This window comes from Cupriavidus oxalaticus (genome assembly GCF_004768545.1).
GTDB classification, from domain to species: domain Bacteria; phylum Pseudomonadota; class Gammaproteobacteria; order Burkholderiales; family Burkholderiaceae; genus Cupriavidus; species Cupriavidus oxalaticus_A.
The window spans coordinates 460,634-477,040 of the sequence record NZ_CP038634.1; the positions used below are offsets into that span (position 1 = coordinate 460,634).

15 protein-coding genes and 2 tRNA genes are annotated in these 16,407 nt (G+C 68.2%); 6 read left to right on the forward strand and 11 right to left on the reverse strand.

The features are described from left to right. Window positions 1-134: 134 nt before the first annotated feature. The gene (locus E0W60_RS02010) at window positions 135-605 is read right to left on the reverse strand and encodes an Lrp/AsnC family transcriptional regulator (RefSeq protein WP_133094482.1); all 471 of its coding nucleotides are present in this window, start codon (window positions 603-605) and stop codon (window positions 135-137) included. Window positions 606-757: 152 nt separating this feature from the next. On the opposite strand from E0W60_RS02010, the gene E0W60_RS02015 reads away from it, so the two are divergent. Then, window positions 758-1,120, forward strand: a complete 363-nt coding sequence (locus E0W60_RS02015) for an AsnC family transcriptional regulator (RefSeq protein ID WP_133094481.1) — start codon at window positions 758-760, stop codon at window positions 1,118-1,120. A gap of 9 nt (window positions 1,121-1,129) precedes the next feature. Here E0W60_RS02015 and E0W60_RS02020 read toward each other — a convergent pair whose 3' ends face one another. Next, the gene (locus tag E0W60_RS02020) at window positions 1,130-2,047 is read right to left on the reverse strand and encodes a LysR family transcriptional regulator (protein WP_135702852.1); all 918 of its coding nucleotides are present in this window, start codon (window positions 2,045-2,047) and stop codon (window positions 1,130-1,132) included. A 147-nt stretch (window positions 2,048-2,194) separates the two neighbouring features. On the opposite strand from E0W60_RS02020, the gene metE reads away from it, so the two are divergent. Then, the gene (gene metE / locus E0W60_RS02025) at window positions 2,195-4,570 is read left to right on the forward strand and encodes a 5-methyltetrahydropteroyltriglutamate--homocysteine S-methyltransferase (protein WP_135702853.1); all 2,376 of its coding nucleotides are present in this window, start codon (window positions 2,195-2,197) and stop codon (window positions 4,568-4,570) included. An 88-nt stretch (window positions 4,571-4,658) separates the two neighbouring features. Here metE and E0W60_RS02030 read toward each other — a convergent pair whose 3' ends face one another. Together E0W60_RS02030 and E0W60_RS02035 are read right to left on the reverse strand one after the other, a co-directional pair. Continuing rightward, window positions 4,659-6,077 (reverse strand): DUF1254 domain-containing protein, encoded by a 1,419-nt coding sequence (locus E0W60_RS02030; RefSeq protein ID WP_135702854.1) that lies wholly within the window; start codon window positions 6,075-6,077, stop codon window positions 4,659-4,661. A 263-nt stretch (window positions 6,078-6,340) separates the two neighbouring features. After that, a complete protein-coding gene (locus tag E0W60_RS02035; RefSeq protein WP_135702855.1) occupies window positions 6,341-6,718 on the reverse strand; it encodes a short-chain fatty acid transporter in 378 nt (125 codons plus the stop codon). A gap of 225 nt (window positions 6,719-6,943) precedes the next feature. Here E0W60_RS02035 and E0W60_RS02040 point away from each other — a divergent pair, with 225 nt between their 5' ends. Next, window positions 6,944-8,653 (forward strand): MBL fold metallo-hydrolase, encoded by a 1,710-nt coding sequence (locus E0W60_RS02040; RefSeq protein ID WP_133094476.1) that lies wholly within the window; start codon window positions 6,944-6,946, stop codon window positions 8,651-8,653. A gap of 97 nt (window positions 8,654-8,750) precedes the next feature. Then, window positions 8,751-8,827: transfer RNA gene (locus tag E0W60_RS02045), tRNA-Arg, on the forward strand. A gap of 102 nt (window positions 8,828-8,929) precedes the next feature. Here E0W60_RS02045 and E0W60_RS02050 read toward each other — a convergent pair. Beyond that, entirely contained in the window at window positions 8,930-9,853 is a 924-nt protein-coding gene (locus E0W60_RS02050; protein ID WP_135702856.1) for a hydrolase, read from the reverse strand. A gap of 300 nt (window positions 9,854-10,153) precedes the next feature. On the opposite strand from E0W60_RS02050, the gene E0W60_RS37420 reads away from it, so the two are divergent. Both E0W60_RS37420 and E0W60_RS37425 read left to right on the forward strand, forming a co-directional pair. Further along, window positions 10,154-10,291, forward strand: a complete 138-nt coding sequence (locus tag E0W60_RS37420; RefSeq protein WP_240745813.1) for a hypothetical protein — start codon at window positions 10,154-10,156, stop codon at window positions 10,289-10,291. A 70-nt stretch (window positions 10,292-10,361) separates the two neighbouring features. Further along, window positions 10,362-10,589 (forward strand): diguanylate cyclase domain-containing protein, encoded by a 228-nt coding sequence (locus tag E0W60_RS37425; protein ID WP_240745855.1) that lies wholly within the window; start codon window positions 10,362-10,364, stop codon window positions 10,587-10,589. 110 nt (window positions 10,590-10,699) lie between these two features. On the opposite strand, the gene E0W60_RS02060 is transcribed toward E0W60_RS37425, so the two are convergent. The 6 genes from E0W60_RS02060 to E0W60_RS02085 form a co-directional block, all read right to left on the reverse strand. After that, a tRNA-Leu gene (locus tag E0W60_RS02060) sits at window positions 10,700-10,786 on the reverse strand. Between the two features lie 123 nt (window positions 10,787-10,909). After that, the gene (locus E0W60_RS02065; protein WP_135702857.1) at window positions 10,910-12,196 is read right to left on the reverse strand and encodes an amidohydrolase family protein; all 1,287 of its coding nucleotides are present in this window, start codon (window positions 12,194-12,196) and stop codon (window positions 10,910-10,912) included. A 101-nt stretch (window positions 12,197-12,297) separates the two neighbouring features. Next, complete coding sequence (locus E0W60_RS02070; protein ID WP_240745814.1) at window positions 12,298-13,020, reverse strand: TetR/AcrR family transcriptional regulator; 723 nt, start codon at window positions 13,018-13,020, stop codon at window positions 12,298-12,300. Further along, window positions 13,020-13,730, reverse strand: a complete 711-nt coding sequence (gene upp / locus E0W60_RS02075) for a uracil phosphoribosyltransferase (protein ID WP_135702858.1) — start codon at window positions 13,728-13,730, stop codon at window positions 13,020-13,022. Before upp ends, E0W60_RS02070 begins: the two co-directional genes overlap by 1 nt. Window positions 13,731-13,829: 99 nt before the next feature. Further along, entirely contained in the window at window positions 13,830-15,119 is a 1,290-nt protein-coding gene (locus E0W60_RS02080) for a URC4/urg3 family protein (RefSeq protein ID WP_240745815.1), read from the reverse strand. 29 nt (window positions 15,120-15,148) lie between these two features. Next, a complete protein-coding gene (locus tag E0W60_RS02085; RefSeq protein ID WP_135702860.1) occupies window positions 15,149-16,387 on the reverse strand; it encodes a GTP cyclohydrolase II in 1,239 nt (412 codons plus the stop codon). Window positions 16,388-16,407 lie beyond the last annotated feature (20 nt).

Below are 16,407 nucleotides of genomic sequence, written 5' to 3' on the forward strand. Positions count from 1 at the left end.
GCGCTTGATTCGGCAATGGAACGCACCGTTGCGGGTCGCCGGCATATTCCTCCCGCAAGGCGCCGGCTGGTTTACTGACACCACCACCGAAGTGATGTACAAGGCATGATACTCTGGCTGCGCCGGCCGGCGGCTCAGGGTTCGACGGAGGGCTCGCGCTTCAGCGTGCGCAGCACAAAGGTCGAGCGGCTGTGGCGCAGTCCGGGCAGCTTGTACAACTTGTGCCGCAGGAACTCCTCATAGCCCTGTGTGCCGGCCACCGCGACCTTGATCAGGTAGTCGTAGTCGCCGGTGAGCAGATAGGCCTCCATCACTTCCGGCAACTCGGCCAGCGCCTGGCCGAAGCGGTACAGCATGTCGTCGTCGTGACGCTCGAGCGTGACCTCGATCAGGACCGTATCCGGCAAGCCCAGCGCCTTCTGGTTCAGCAGCGCGGCGTAGCCTTCGATGACGCCACTTTCCTCGAGTGCGCGCACCCGGTTCCAGCAGGGTGTGGCGGACAGGCCGACCTGCTCGGCCAGCTTGGCATTGGACAGGCGGCCGTCGCGGCGGAGTTCGCGCAGGATGCGGCGGTCGGTGTCATCGAGCTTGGGAGGTTGCACCATGGCCCCTGAAATCTTTGGAAGAAACTTCTGAAAATTTTGCCATAAGAAGATGCTTCTTTTTCAATTCCACTAATCTTGGAGAAAATTAAGAAGCTCATTTTGCATCCCGGCTGGTACATTGACTACATCAGAAGACCTGCCGGAAACACCACATGCCAGCCACCGTCCTTCCCACCCTGCGCCTTTCCCTGCAACTCGACGGAACCGACCCGTTCGGTGCGATGGAGTGGGTGTTTGCCAGCGCCCGCCGCACCGGCCTGGCGCCTGAGCAGTTGCGCTTCGACTCGACCCGCTTCGAATCCGTTAGTCAGCCAGTGCTCCACGCGACCTTGACCGCCGCCGATGCCAGCCTGCTGTGGCTGTTCCTGCGCCGTCTGGAAAGTGGCATCGACATGGCCGTGCTGGGCGCTGACGTCGACGATCCGGACAGCGAGGCGCAAGGCGAGCCGGCTCCCGCTCCGCGCGCCGTTGCCCCGCAGGCCCGCAGTGACGCAGGATTGGCGCTTCCGGCCTAGCCACCCACGCTATGCCGGCAGCAGCTCGATCCCATCGAGCTGCGCCGCGCACGTATCCCGCACGATCGCGACAAAGTCCGCCACATAAGGCCGGCGCGCCAGCGGCGCCGGCACCGTGGCATAGAGCTCGCTCCACAGCCCTTTGGCACCGATCCGCTTGGCCAGCACGTAGTCGTGGTCGACGTAGTTCTTCACGCCCCAGTTGGGCAATGCCGCCACGCCGCGCCGGCTCGCCACCAGTTGCAGCACGGCCACCGTCAGCTCCGCGGTGCGGCGCTGCAGCCGGATACCGGCGGGTTCCAGCACCTCGCGGATCAGGTCGATGCGCTGGTCCGGCACCGGATAGGTGATCAGCGTCTCGCCCGCCAGGTCGGCGGCTTCGATGCGGCGCTTGTTGCGCAGCCGGTGCTCGTTGGCGATGACCGCAAGGATCTCGAAGCGGAACAGCGGCGCCACGTCGAGCCCGCGCCGCACCGCAGGCTGCGAGCCGATCACCATGTCGGCGCGGCCCTCGCTGAGCAGCGAGATCGGGTCGGCATGGAAGCCCGCCACCAGGTCCACCTCCACCTCGGGCCAGCGGCGGCGGAATTCATCCATCACCGGCATCAGCCAGTCGAAGCAGGTATGGCACTCCAGCACCACGCGCAATTCGCCGCGAGTGTCGCCCTTGAGCCGTTCGATATCGCGGTCGGCCGCGCTGACCGCGGCCAGCACCTCGCGCGCCAGAGCCAGCAGGCGTTCGCCCGCCGGCGTGAAGCGCAGCCCCTGGCGGGTCCGGTCGAACAGCGGCAGGCCGTAGTGCGCCTCGATCGCCTTGATCTGGTGTGACAGCGCCGACTGGCTGACATGCACGCGCTCGGCCGCGGTGGCGAGCTTGCCGGATTCGGCAATGGCAACCAGCGAGCGGAAATGGCGGACCTCGATCATGCGCAGTCCGGCGCGCGGGCCCGCCCCGTTGTCGTATGAGATGTCGTATGAAATCTATTCATATGTTGTTTAAAACTTGTCGCTTGATTCATTTTATGGGGAAACCGACACTGTGCGCCAGTCATCATCTTCCGGAGCAAGTTCCCCATGGCACGCACCCATATCCTCGGCTTTCCCCGCATCGGCGAACGCCGCGAACTGAAATTCGCGCAGGAGGCCTTCTGGCGCGGTGAAAGCAGCGAAGCCGCGCTGCATGAAGTGGCCGCGCAACTGCGCCGCCGCCACTGGCAACTGCAGGCCGAGCGCGGCCTGGACACCGTCGCCACCGGCGACTTCGCCTGGTACGACCAGATGCTCAGCCTGACCGCGCTGCTGGGCGCCTTGCCGCGCCGCTTCGGCTTCGACCCGGCGCAGCTGACGCTGACGCAGTATTTCGAGCTGGCGCGCGGCAACCGCGAACAGCCGGCAATGGAAATGACCAAGTGGTTCGACACCAACTACCACTACCTGGTCCCCGAGCTGGACGCCGACACCACCTTCGACGGCGGCCCGGCGTGGTTCTTCGAGGAAGCCGACGAAGCGCTGGCGCAGGGCCTGCGCGCGCGCCCGGTGCTGGTGGGCCCGGTCACCTACCTGTGGCTGTCCAAGAGCCACGTGGCCGGCTTCGACCGCCTCTCGCTGCTGCCGAAGCTGGTGCAGGCCTACCGCCGCATCCTCGGCCAGCTGAAGGCGCGCGGCATCGAGTGGGTGCAGATCGACGAGCCCGCGCTGTGCCTGGACCTGGAACCCGCTTGGCTCGACGCCTTCGACAGCGCCTACGACGGCCTGCGCGACGCGGGCCCGAAGCTGCTGCTGGCGACGTACTTCGACACCGCCGCCGACCACGCCGCGCGCGCCGCCGCGCTGCCGGTCGACGGCTTCCATATCGACCTGGTGCGCGCACCGGGCCAGTTGGCCGCATGGCAGGCCGCGCTGCCGGCGCATGCCGTGCTGTCCGCCGGCGTCATCGACGGCCGCAATATCTGGCGCACCGACCTGCGCCGCGCGCTCGACACGCTGCGCCCCGTGCAGGCGGCGCTCGGCGACCGCCTGTGGCTGGCGCCGTCGTGCTCGCTGCTGCATGTGCCGGTGTCGCTGGCGCATGAAGTGCGCCTCGATGCCGAGCTGAAGTCATGGCTGGCCTTCGCCACCGAGAAGCTCGGCGAACTGCAGCTGCTGGCACGCGCGCTCAACGAAGGCGATGCCGCGGTCGCCGCGCAGCTGGCCGCGTCCGACGCCGTGCAGGCCTCGCGCCGGCAATCGCGCCGCGTGGTCAACCCGCGCGTGCAGCAACGCCTGGCCGGCGTGACTGCCGGCATGGCCCACCGCGCCAGCCCGTTCGCACAGCGCATCGAGCGCCAGCGCGAGGCGCTGCAGCTGCCGTTGCTGCCCACCACCACGATCGGTTCGTTCCCGCAGACCGCGGCCATCCGCCAGACCCGTGCGGCCTTCAAGCGCGGCGACATCGGCGCGCTTGAATACCTGGAGCGCATCCGCACCGAAATCGCGCTGGCCGTGCGCAAGCAGGAAGAGCTGGGCCTGGACGTGCTGGTCCACGGCGAGGCCGAGCGCAACGACATGGTCGAGTATTTCGGCGAACAGCTGTGCGGCTATGGCTTTACCGAGAACGGTTGGGTGCAGAGCTATGGCTCGCGCTGCGTCAAGCCGCCGGTGATCTACGGCGACGTGTACCGTCCGGAGCCGATGACGGTAGACACCACCCGCTACGCGCAGTCGCTGACCGAGCGGCCGATGAAGGGCATGCTGACCGGTCCGATCACCATGCTGCAATGGTCGTTCGTGCGCGACGACCAGCCGCGCGCCACCACTGCACGCCAGCTCGCGCTGGCCATCCGCGACGAGGTGTGCGACCTCGAACAGGCCGGCATCCGCGTGATCCAGATCGACGAACCGGCGCTGCGCGAAGGCCTGCCGCTGCGCCGCGGCGACTGGGACGCGTACCTGGACTGGGCGGTCACGGCTTTCCGCCTGTCGGCCAGCGGCGTCAGGGACCAGACCCAGATCCACACGCATATGTGCTACGCCGAGTTCAACGACATCCTGCCGTCGATCGCAGCGCTGGATGCCGACGTGATCACCATCGAGACCTCGCGCTCGGCGATGGAACTGCTGGAAGGCTTTGGTGACTTCGACTACCCGAACGAGATCGGGCCCGGCGTCTACGACATCCACTCGCCGCGCGTGCCGTCGGTGCAGGCGATGGAGCGGCTGCTCGACCGTGCCTGCGAGGTGGTGCCGCCGCAGCGACTGTGGGTCAATCCTGACTGCGGCCTGAAGACGCGCGGCTGGGAAGAAACCGAGGCAGCGCTGTCCAACATGGTCAGTGCGGCGCGCGCGCTGCGCGAGCGCTGGTCCGTCCGCGGCGCGATGGCGTGGAAGCGTGTCGGCAAGCCGGCCGGCCATGTCGCCGCGGCGCCTGCGGACGGCAGCGCTTGCACCGCGTGTGCGACGCACGCGCACTGAGCAACTCGCGCAACCCGCGCAACCAAAACCTAAAGGCCGCATGCCCACCAGGCATGCGGCCTTTGTTCCTTGCCAAAGCAGCGCTGCGTCAGTTCACCCGCGTCACCGCGGGCGGCATCCAGCTGCCGTCGAGCAGCGCCTGCTCCGGCCAGTACGCGCGCAACATCATGTTCAGTGCATCGGGCGGGGCCGGCAGCCAGTTGGCGGCCCGGGCTCCCGCCGGGCGTTCGTGCTGGATATAGATGTCGAGCGAGCCGTCGCGGTTGTAGCGCAGCCGGTCGCGGCTGCCGATGGCGTAGCGCTGGATCGGGTTGGGGATAAACGCCTGCCGGTCGTTGTAAAGCGTCAGCGACCAGAACGCCCGCGCCGGCGGCAGCTGGTCCTTGTCGAAATGCAGCACGTAGCGCGCGCCGCCCTGCAGCGGCGTGCCGTTGGCATCGGTGCGTGTCGACGCGTAGATCGCATCCTCCGGCAGGTTGGCGCCCAGCCCCACCCACGCGGTCACCGCGCGGCGGGCGTAGTTGGTGCCATAGTTGCCGAGGTCGCGGTGCATGACCCAGCCGTTGCCCGCATCGGCATTTCCCTTGCGCGCGCCCTGCGCGATCGCCGCCAGCGCCGCGGTCGCGCCCTCCTGCACCGCGCGCGCGGTCGACGGTTCCATCACCGTGGTCTTGAACGGCACGCCGGGGCTGATGCCCATGCGGCGCAGTTTCTCCACCATGGCGCTGTCGGCCGCTGCCGGCGGATTGGCCGGCAGCAGCGCGGCGAAGCGCGTGAAGAAGGCCTGCGCGTCCATCGCCGCGACCTGCTCCACCGGCGAACTCTGCGTGTCGACCGCGGCGGCGCGCGGCGCGGGCCGGTCAGGCACGCGGCGGCCGCCGCCCCACGCGGACAGCGGCGTCAGCCGGTACTGGTCCTGCAGCCGGTGCACGGCCGGGAGGTCCTTCTTGCCGTTGACCTGGGTACGGCCGATCAGCCAGACCATCGACGTCGGCGAGCGGATTTCCTGCACGCCCTTGGGCAGCGTGCCGCGCCAGTCGGGTCCGGTGATGGCGAAATTGCCGCGGCGGGTACCGGTGGTGCGCTTGCCCGGCGATGCAAAGACATTAGTCCACGCATCCATCAGCGGCATCAGGTAATAGCGGCCTTGCGTGTCGGGCACGGACAGGATCACCGGCTCGCGCGACAGGTCCAGCCACGCCGACGAATACAGCGTATCGGCATTGGGACTGACCACGTCGGTGAAGCTGGCGTCCGGGAACGAGCGCTTGTGGCTGAAGGAGTTGACCGGCGTGCGCAGCGTCATCAGCTCGCGCGTCACGTCCATCAGCACCAGCGGATAGGCATAGGTGAAGACCTCGGCCGACAGGGCCTTCATGGCCTGGTCGGACGGCGGCTGTTCCGCGATGGCGGCCTGGACTGTGGCTGAATCCGGCGCGCTGGCGCAGCCGGACAGCATGACGGCGAGCGTGACCGCGCTCGCCATAAGACGAAGTGAAGGCTTCATGACCCCGTTCCCAATTTTCTTGCGACCTGTCCTGGGATTGCGGCTATGACTGCCGGCATGTCGTCCCGGAGGCGCATGTGTTTGCGCATATTGTGCCTGCCCTTGCGCCGTGTCAATTCCTCGCAGGCAGGGAGCGAGGGCGATCACACTTAAGGTGGTGGCTGGCGGCGGAACATGGATGATAAAGCACCTCTACAGCGCGAGGGAATCACCCGATCGGAAACCGGAATCCCCCTCGATACCAAACCCTCAACACCGACTGCTCAATACCGCATCTGTACATCGTCGACCTTGCCCGTGCGCGCGTTGTACAGGCAGGCATAGTGAAAACCGATCGCCGACGAGCTGTCGTCGGGCTCGAACACGCCTTCACCGTTGACCGACGTCTGCGCGTTGGCGCGCTGGTAGTACTGCTCGCGATCGGCCATCAGCATGACGCTGCCCGGCTGCGGATAGCGGCGCTTGAGCGCCTCGGCGACGGCCGGCTCGCAGGCGACAGAAGCCGCCCTGGACACGGTCTGGGCATCGACCGTGATGCGCGTGGTGGCGGGCGGGACCGGGCGCGGCGCGATTTGCGGCGGCGTCTCGCAGGCCGCCAGCAGGCACGCCAGCGGCAGGCACAGGATTGAAGCTCGGATCACGCGGACCTCCTCCCAGCGGAAGCGCGCACCTGGCGCCCCTCCAAAAAGTGAAGCGGAGCTATCAGATTACTGCCTTCGGGCGGAAAAGCCAAAGCCGGGCCGCCCTACCCCCCCTGCCGCCTCCGGATTTGCCCCGGATTGCGAATCTTTCAACGCGGCTACACTAACGGCTCCCGGCGTCGGCGCGCAGCACGCGGCGCCGCATGACACCACCATGCCGACACAATGACAACCACAGAGACAAGCGGCGCACGCCCTGCCACCACCGCCATTCCCACGCCATTGCTGCGCAATGCCGCCAGCCTGCTGGTCGTGCGCGACGCGCCCGCCGGCATGGAAGTCCTGCTGGTCCGCCGCGTCGAGCGCGCCAACGACCGCAGCAGCGGCGCCTACGTGTTCCCCGGCGGCACGCTCGACGCGGTGCAAGACAGGGCGCTGCATGCGCATGCCCACGGGCTCGACGATATCGCCGCGAGCGAGCGCCTGGGGCTGCCGGCTGGCGGCCTGGACTTCTATGTTGCCGCGCTACGCGAATGCTTCGAAGAAGCCGGCCTGCTGTTCGCCTGCGGCAGCGACGGACGCCTGCTGCCTCCCGCTGCCCTCGACGCCGCACAACAGGCGCTGTTGCGCGCCGCCGTGCAGCGCGGCGGCCCGGGCCTGGCGCATGCATGCGAGCAGCTCGGGCTGCGGCTGGCAGCCGACCGGCTGGCCTACCACAGCTACTGGCTCACGCCGCCGGGGCTGCCCAAGCGCTTCGATACGCGCTTCTTCGTCGCCATCGCGCCGGAAGGCCAGGAGGTAATCGCCGATGGCAACGAGATCGTCGAACACCGCTGGATCCGCCCTGCCGAAGCCGCCGATCCCGCCAGCGGCCTGCCGATGATGCACGTCACGCGCCGCACGCTGGCGGCGATCGCGCAATTCGAGAACGCCGAGGCCTGCTTCGCGTATGCGGCGCAGTTGCGCGGCATCGCCTGCATCATGCCGCGCCTGGCCACCGGCGCCGCGGGCGTGCGGCCGGTGATGCCCAACGAGGCGTGCTACGCCGAGATCGGCCGCATCGATCCCGAAGGCCGGCAGCATGGCCGTTACGAGCTGTCGCCCGGCTTGCCGGTGCAGCTATCCGAGCGCGTCTGGCGCGTGACCGCGAACAACGGCAGCGTGATGACCGGCCCCGGCACCAACACCTACCTGGTCGGCGGCGGCGCGCGCAACGAATGGGCCGTCATCGATCCCGGCCCCGATGACGACGAACACGTGCGCGCCATCCTGGCCGCGGCGCCTGGCCCGGTCCGCTGGATCTTCGCCACGCACACGCACCTCGACCATTCGCCGGCGGCCGCCGCGCTGCAGGCTGCGACCGGCGCAACGGTGCTGGGCCGTGCCGCGCCCGCCGGCCAGTGGCAGGACGCGGGCTTCGCGCCGCAGCGCGAACTCGCGCACGGCGAGCGCATCGCCATCGGCGACGGCTGCACGCTGCGCGTCTGCCATACGCCGGGCCACGCATCGAACCACCTGTGCTACCTGCTCGAAGAGGAAAAGACGCTGTTCACCGGCGACCACGTGATGCAGGGCTCGACGGTCGTGATCGGACCGCCTGACGGAGACATGCGCGCCTACCTCGATTCGCTGGCCGCCTTGCAGGAAGAAGACCTGGAATGGCTCGCCCCCGGGCACGGCTTCCTGATCGCACGGCCGCAGGACGCGATCCGCCTGCTGGTGCGCCACCGGCTGCAGCGTGAAGCCAAGGTCGCGGCCGCGCTGCGCGGACTGGGCCCCGCGCCAATCGAAGCGCTGGTGCTGCGCGTCTATGACGACGTGCCGCCGCGCATGCACCCGGTCGCGCAGCGCTCGCTGCTGGCGCATTTGCTCAAGCTGCGGGATGAAGGCAAGGCGCGCGAAGCGGACGGGAACTGGTCGGAGGTGGCGGCGTAAAGATCGGAGCGAGGTGCCAGCATGGGCAACCGCAAAAGTTTTTTTCTCGGACCCCTTGCGCAATCCCGAAATTCCGCTACAATTCGGCCTCTCGTGTGCGGCTGTAGCTCAGTTGGATAGAGTACTTGGCTACGAACCAAGGGGTCGTGGGTTCGAATCCTGCCAGCCGCGCCACCTATGCAGAAGGGAAAAGGGCTTCCGGAAACGGAAGCCCTTTTTTCATGGCGGCGAGGTTGCGCCCGACCCTGTGCGCAAGCGCTCGCCGGCACTCTGAAACTACCAGCGGTACCTCGCACCGACCGTACCGCCCGGATTGCGCCCCGCCCTCACCTTGAACCACAGCTTCACGCCGGTTGCCGTGTTGCCGTGCGCGCCGATATTGAACGAGAACAGCCCGCGCAGCAGGTCGGCATCGATCTTCGTGCCATTGATGTTGATGCTTTGCTTGCGGCTGTCCTGCCACCAGTCGGCTTCAACGAACGGATAGATGCCGGCCAGGCGTGTCGGCTGCGCGCCATAGAGCCGTACGCCGATGCCGGTGGCACTGGAATCGCCGGGCATGCCCTGCGCCTGCACGCCGCTGACCGGCGACATGCCGGGCTGGTAGGCCAGCTGCAGCCGCGGCTGGATCGTCAGTCCGCCGGCGCGCGGCACCACGGCATCGACCGCCAGCGCCATGGTGCGCACGTGGCTGTCGACAAAGCCGCCAGCGCTGGTGACATCGTCCATGTGCAGCGTCAAGCGGCGCGGGCGCTCGACCACGGCGACGAGATCGCGATCCACGGCGGCCAGCCCCGGCGCGTCGTCGTCCGGCCCCACTCCCATCGCAGGCGGCAATGATGGCGAAGGCTCCGGTGCCCGAGTCGCGTACTCGATGGCGATTGGTTCGGGGACACTACTGAAGAATGCGGGCGCGCCGGCCGGCATGTCGGCACCGGCCACCGGCGTGTCGGGTGCCTGGGCGACCGGCGCTGGCGCAGCCTGCGCCTGCAGCGGCTGGTCCCAGCCGGAGACGCCCTGGCTGTCGGCTACCCTTTCCGGAACCGCATCATCCGCGTGGGCCAGCGCACACAACAGCACGGCCAGGATGCTGCAGCATTGCAGGTGGTGCAGGATCGGACCCGGATGCGTGGCACACGGGTGCCAACCGGGGCAAATCCCCGCCTCCCTCTCTCTCGATGATGACAAGACCATAGTCATGGCAACCACCTTCGGACGTTATATCAGCCTGCCCGATGAGCTTGAGCATAGGTCAATCCGCCTGCTTGCGTTAGCGGGGAATGTTGGCGTCCGCGCGGTGGCAATGACCGCGTTCCGGACGACGACCGCGGCCGGACAGGCAACGCCGCACCTGGACACGGATAGCGCGGATCAAATCGCCGCGGTCTTTCGATCGCCTGGCGGATCGCGTCCATGTCGCGTTCTGCAAGTGGGTGCGCGGCCAGCTGATCGCACTCCTGCGCCGACACGAATCACCAGTTTTTCGGACAGGGGATGGCGTTGATCGACAGCTTGGTCGCGCAAGGACGCGTGTCGGGCCATTACTCGATGACACCCGAGGAACTGACCAATCGCTACATGCGCACGCTGGAGCCGCTGGAGCGGCTGCTCAGCGGGTCAGTGCCGGCCTGGTGCTGATCGACGTCGATCGCTTCAAGCAGATCAACGACCCCATGGCCACGCGGCCGGCGACGAAGTATTGCGCGAGGTGGCGACGCTGATGCGTGCGCTGGTGCCGCCGGACAGCGTGCTGGCCTGCGTCGGCGGCAAGTCGCTGCACGTGACGGCCAGTTTCGGCGTCGCGATCGGGCACGGCGGGGCACGTCACTGGCAGCAACTGTTCGCCGCGGCCGATGCGGCGATGTACCGGGCCAAGGCGGAGGGGCGCAATTGCGTGCGCGAAGCGCAGAGCGAGGAAGGGGTACCGGCGGCCTGAGCTTGCCGGCGGGAATTCGATCGGCGGGACCTGCGATCGAGACGCGGGTCGAGATCCGTAAGGGACCCGTAAACGACGAAAGGCTCGCTTGCGCGAGCCTTTCCGAATATTGGTGCCCAGAAGAGGACTCGAACCTCCACAGTGTTGCCACCGCTAGGACCTGAACCTAGTGCGTCTACCAATTCCGCCATCTGGGCTTCGTTTCGCTGCATTGCTGCTGCGATGCGAAGAACGAAATTATGCCGCGCGTACCTGACGCTGTCAACAGCTTCAAGCAAAAATCTTCGCAGGCATGCTGCCGGCATGAGCCCGGCCTAAACCTATTGTGCGCCACCCCTCCGCATGAAATCCACCTGCGCCGGCCGCCCGGGCAATTGCAGGGCCGCCGTCGCCGGCGGCGTGCAGGCGATGGTCTTGCCGGCACGCAGCACGCGCAGCCGCGTGGCGCGCAGCCGGATCGCCTCGACCGGGTCGCGCGCCTGCAGCAGCACCAGGTCGGCCCGGCAGCCTGGCGCGATGCCGTAGCCGTCCAGGCCAACGATTTGCGCCGGCGTCGCGGTCACCGCGGCAAAGCAGGCCCGCATCGCCTCCTGCCCGGTCATCTGCGCCACATGCAGGCCCATGTGCGCGACTTCGAGCATGTCGCCCGAGCCCAGGCCGTACCACGGGTCCATCACGCAGTCGTGGCCGAAGGCAACCGGCACGCCCGCCGCCAGCAATTCGGGCACGCGCGTCATGCCGCGGCGCCTGGGGTAGCTGTCGTGCCGGCCCTGCAGCGTGATGTTGATCAGCGGGTTGGCGATCGCCGCGACGCCGGCCTCGCGCATCAGCGGGATCAGCTTGGACACGTAGTAGTTGTCCATCGAGTGCATCGAGGTCAGGTGCGAGCCGGCCACGCGGCCATGCAGGCCGAGGCGCACCGTCTCGCTCGCCAGCGTCTCGATATGGCGCGACAGCGGGTCGTCGCTTTCATCGCAATGCATGTCGACGCGCAGCCCGCGCTCGGCCGCAAGCTCGCACAGCAGCCGCACCGACTCCGCGCCCTGCGTCATGGTGCGCTCGAAATGCGGGATGCCGCCGACCACGTCGACGCCCATGTCGAGCGCGCGCGTCAGGTTCTGCATCGCGCCGGGGGCGCGCAGCACGCCGTCCTGCGGAAACGCCACCAGTTGCAGGTCGAGGTAGGGACGCACGCGCTCGCGCACGTGCAGCAGCGCTTCCACCGCGAGCAGCCGCGGATCGCAAACGTCGACATGCGAGCGGATCGCCAGCAGCCCGCGCGCCACGGCCCAGTCGCAGTAGGCCAGCGCGCGTTCGACCAGCGCCTCCTGCGTCAGCATCGGCTTGAGTTCGCCCCACAGCGAAATCCCTTCTAGCAGCGTGCCGGACTGGTTCACGCGCGGCAGCCCGTACGACAGCGTCGAGTCCATATGGAAATGCGCGTCGACGAATGGCGGCGTCACCAATTGGCCGGCGGCATCGATTTCCTCGGCAGCGCGCGCGGCCAGCGCGGGCTCCACCGCGGCGATGCGGCCATCGGCAATGCCGATATCGATGCCGGTGCGCCCGTCGGGCAGGTTGCAGTGCCGCAGGATCAGGTCGAGCATGGCGTGTCTTGACGGGAAAGGTTAGGACAAAAAGCACAGCCGCATGATCGCATGGCCCCGCGGGGCGCAGGTAGCGCGTGCGAACGGTACGGACGATGCGCTCACCCCTGCCCGTCAGCCAGCACCTGCATGGTCATGGCCTCGGGCGCGAGGCCGCAACCGCGCAGCAGCAGCGCCACCAGATGCTCGGTCGCCTGCGCATAGTCCTGCCGCCCCAGCCGGCTCACGCCGAGCACTGCGCAGACCTGCGACTCGAAATCGGCATAGGTCTGCGTTGCGGCCCAGATGGTGAAGAACAGGTGCTGCGGGTCCACCGGCGCCATCTGGCCGCTGTCGATCCATTGCTGCACCACCGCGGCCTTGCGCGCCACCAGTTCGCGCAGCGCATGGCGCAGGATCTCGCCGATCTCCGGCGCGCCGTGCAGCAGCTCGTTGGCAAACACGCGCGAGGCATCGGGATGGCTGGCGGACAACCGCATCTTGGCGCGAATGTACTGCTCCAGCGCCACCTGCGGCGGAAGGTCGGCGCGGATGATGTCGGTCTCCGACAGCCACAGCTGCAGCGTGTGGGCCAGCACCGCGCGGTACAGCGCCTGCTTGGTGCGGAAGTAGTAGTGCAGGTTCGACTTGGGCACGCCGGCGCGCGCCGCGATCTCGGCCATGGTGGCGCCGGCAAACCCCGCGCGCGCGAACACGTGCTCGGCCGCGCGCATGATCATGGCCTGGTTCTCCTGCCGGATGCGGCCGGCGGGACTTTCGTGCGCAAGCTGCGCGCCGCGCATCGACAGCGGCCGGCGCGATGGAGCGCTGGCGCGCGGGTCCATCAGCGTGTGCCGTAGAGGCGGTCGCCGGCATCGCCCAGGCCGGGCACGATATAGCCGTGCTCGTTGAGCGTGTCGTCGATCGCGGCGGTGACGATGCCGACCTCGGGGTGCGCGGCACGCAGCGCGCGCAGACCCGGACGCGAGGCGATCAGGCACACGTATTTCATGGTGGTGACGCCCGCTTCCTTCAGCCGGTTCAGCGCGGCTATGGCCGAGTTGCCGGTGGCCAGCATCGGATCGACCACGATGACCATGCGCTCGTGTATATCTTCCGGCATCTTGAAGTAGTACTCGATCGGCTCAAGCGTCTCGGGGTCGCGGTATAGCCCGATATGGCCGACGCGCGCCGCCGGCAGCAGCTCCAGCATGCCGTCGATGAAGCCATTGCCGGCACGCAGGATCGACACCAGGCACAGCTTCTTGCCCGACAGTATGCGCGACTGCGTCGGCGCGATCGGGGTGCGGATGGCGATGGTCTCCATCGCCAGGTCGCGTGTGGCCTCGTAGGTCAGCAACTGGCTGATCTCGCGCACCAGGCGCCGGAAATTGTCGGTGGTGGTTTCCTCGCTGCGCACCAGCGTGACCTTGTGCTGCACGAGCGGGTGGTCGACGACCAGCACGCCGGGCACGCCGGCAGCGTCGTCGTCGCGGGTGGCTGCAGTGGGAACAGCGGTGGGAACAGCGGCTGGTACAGCGGACATGTCGTTCATGGGGACGCTCCTGATGCCATGTTTGATGCCACGTTATCCAACGCAAACCTTGCCGATTGCGCAAGCAATGGTGGCGGGCGCGCGGGGCGCCCGCCATGCTCAGAACACGGTGCCGTCGCTGATGATGCTGAACGGCGGTGCACCGCCCGGGCGCCGCTTGGCGGCAATGCGCCGGCCCGCGGCCCAGGTGCCGCCCTCCAGCACGCGCGCCAGCGGGAAGCCGGCTTCCGCCAGCCCCAGCGCCTGGCGCACGCCATCGGCCACCAGGTCCAGGCCAGTCACGGTCAGCGCGCGCCATTCGACGATCACGGGCTCGTCCACCGCATGCGGCTCGGCGGCAAAGGACGCATCGCGCGGCACCATCAGTTCGAAGTCGAACAGCAGGCCGCCATTGCGGTATTCGGGCAGCCCGGTCAGCGCATCCAGCCCGGTGACCGTCAGGCCCGCGTCCTCCAGCGGCTCCAGCAGCGAATAGGTCAGCCACTGCGTGAGCTTGTGGAACGGCACCAGCCCGCCGGGCGCGGCCGGATGGCGCCAGCAATCGCCCAGCGACACACCCTCGATCACGATCCGCCCCGGCCACACCGGCCCCAGCCCCACCAGCAGCGTACGCAGCAGGAAGCTGGCATCGAGCCGGTCGTTGACCGCATGCGCCTTCAGGTAGTCGAACAGGTTGCCCAGCCGCGCCGGCCGCCCGAACAGCGCCGGCGTCGCTTCCATCACCTCGCCCAGCCGGCGCAGCAGCCCGGCGCGGCCTTCGAGCCCCACCAGCGGGTTGTGCTGCGCCACCTGGAAGGCGTGGGCGATGCTGTCGGCATCGATGCGCTGCAGCCGCTCGGCATCCGCGCGCAGCGGATCGCCGGGCGCCGCGGAGAAGCCGCCGCGTGCGAACAGGTCGAAGCTGGCCACGCCCAGTCCCTCTGAACGTGTCAGCACCAGGTCGCTGGCCGGATCGCGGTAACGCCAGTCGGGGCCAGCGCCGGCGTCGAGCAGTACGCTCGGGATCACCAGGTCGATACCGATGCGCGCGCGCTCTTCGCGGTGCTCGGGCCCGCTCAGGCCGGCGCGCTCGCACAGCACCTGCCAGCGGTCCGCGCGCTGGTCGACGCCGCCGCTCTCGAAGTGGCGCCAGCGGCTGTGGTAAGGCACCTGCAGGTCCGGATAGCGCTGCCGGATCGTGCTGGCCACGTAATCGGCGATCGCGTGGACACGGTCGGGATGCCAGGTGAACAGCTCGGACGCGCCGCCGGCCACGTGCTCGGTGACCGCCGCGCAATGCGTGCGCACCGCCTCCGCGCACAGCAGCCCGGAAGCGGGGTGCCCTTCCGGCACCGGGCTGAGCCAGCCCGCGCCCGGACGCATTTCCTCGCCTGCTCCCCGACGTTCCATGCCGCCACGATCCTCTTCGGGATACATTGTCATTCGTTCAACCCCCTGCCCTTTGCCAGGGCCAGTTCATCGGCATCCGGCGGCGTGTAGTGCGTAAAGTAGCCCGCCGCCACCTTGGCGTCGATCTCGACACGGGCATCGGCCGGGATCAGGGCTTCGGGGATCGCCACCTGCTCGACCACCTCGATGCCCTGCGCCACCAGCGCGCCATGCTTCATGTTGCTCATCGACGCCCAGCGGTCGATGCGGCGGATGCCCAGCCAGTGGAACACATCCGGCATCAGCTCCTGGAAACGCATGTCCTGCACGCCTGCCACGCATTCGGTGCGGGCAAAGTAAGTCTCGGCCCGGTCGCCGCCCGCCTGCCGCTTGCGAGCGTTATAGACCAGAAACTTGGTCACCTCGCCCAGCGCGCGGCCTTCCTTGCGGTTGTAAACCACCAGCCCGACACCGCCCTGCTGCGCCATCTCGATGCACACCTCGATGCCATGCGCCAGGTAGGGCCGGCAGGTACAGATGTCTGACCCGAACACGTCGGATCCGTTGCATTCATCGTGCACGCGGCAGGCGACTCTTGTTTCTGGCTTGCCGAGTTGACTGACGTCGCCGAAAAAGTACAGCGTCATGCCGCCGATAGGCGGCAGGAACACTTTCAGGTCGGGCCGCGTGACCAGCTCCGGGAACATGCCGCCGGTCTGCTCGAACAGGCCGCGCCGCAACGCGCTTTCCTTGATGCCGAAGCGCGCCGCCAGCCCCGGCAGGTACCAGACCGGATCGACCGCCGCCTTGGTCACGCGCACGTCGCCATTGGCATAGAGGATGCTGCCGTCGGGCGTCAGCCGGCCGGCAGCAATCGCCGAGATCAGCTCGGGCATGTTGATATGGGCGCGCGTGATGGCAATGGTCGGGCGGATGTCCACTCCCGCCGCGATGCGGTCGGCGAAGACGGAGGAAACAAGGTGGCCCCAGGGATCGAGCGAGACGATCTTTTCCGGATCGGCCCATTGCGGGTGCGGGCCGATCGACTCCGCGGGGGCGGTGTCGGTCAGGTCTGGCCGATGGTCGCGCTGCAGCGACCCCGAGGCCACCGCCAGCGCGCGGTATATGGCATAGGCGCCGGCGTGGGTGCCGATCACGTTGCGCTGCGCGGGATTCGCCAGGCTGGCGATCACCGGTCCGCGTTCGGCCGCGGTGGGCGCACCCCAGTGGATCGGCTCGGCCGGCTTGTCGCGGCGCGCGTGCGAAGTGAGGACGATATGGTCGGACATGGCACCCTCGGTTCCCGATG

Bases quoted from the DNA above. Each gene is read 5' to 3' on its own strand.
- E0W60_RS02010 (WP_133094482.1), bottom strand. From the start codon at position 605: ATGGTGCAACCTCCCAAGCTCGATGACACCGACCGCCGCATCCTGCGC.
- E0W60_RS02015 (WP_133094481.1), top strand. From the start codon at position 758: ATGCCAGCCACCGTCCTTCCCACCCTGCGCCTTTCCCTGCAACTCGAC.
- E0W60_RS02020 (WP_135702852.1), bottom strand. From the start codon at position 2,047: ATGATCGAGGTCCGCCATTTCCGCTCGCTGGTTGCCATTGCCGAATCC.
- metE (WP_135702853.1), top strand. From the start codon at position 2,195: ATGGCACGCACCCATATCCTCGGCTTTCCCCGCATCGGCGAACGCCGC.
- E0W60_RS02030 (WP_135702854.1), bottom strand. From the start codon at position 6,077: ATGAAGCCTTCACTTCGTCTTATGGCGAGCGCGGTCACGCTCGCCGTC.
- E0W60_RS02040 (WP_133094476.1), top strand. From the start codon at position 6,944: ATGACAACCACAGAGACAAGCGGCGCACGCCCTGCCACCACCGCCATT.
- E0W60_RS02050 (WP_135702856.1), bottom strand. From the start codon at position 9,853: ATGACTATGGTCTTGTCATCATCGAGAGAGAGGGAGGCGGGGATTTGC.
- E0W60_RS02065 (WP_135702857.1), bottom strand. From the start codon at position 12,196: ATGCTCGACCTGATCCTGCGGCACTGCAACCTGCCCGACGGGCGCACC.
- E0W60_RS02070 (WP_240745814.1), bottom strand. From the start codon at position 13,020: ATGGACCCGCGCGCCAGCGCTCCATCGCGCCGGCCGCTGTCGATGCGC.
- upp (WP_135702858.1), bottom strand. From the start codon at position 13,730: ATGAACGACATGTCCGCTGTACCAGCCGCTGTTCCCACCGCTGTTCCC.
- E0W60_RS02080 (WP_240745815.1), bottom strand. From the start codon at position 15,119: ATGGAACGTCGGGGAGCAGGCGAGGAAATGCGTCCGGGCGCGGGCTGG.
- E0W60_RS02085 (WP_135702860.1), bottom strand. From the start codon at position 16,387: ATGTCCGACCATATCGTCCTCACTTCGCACGCGCGCCGCGACAAGCCG.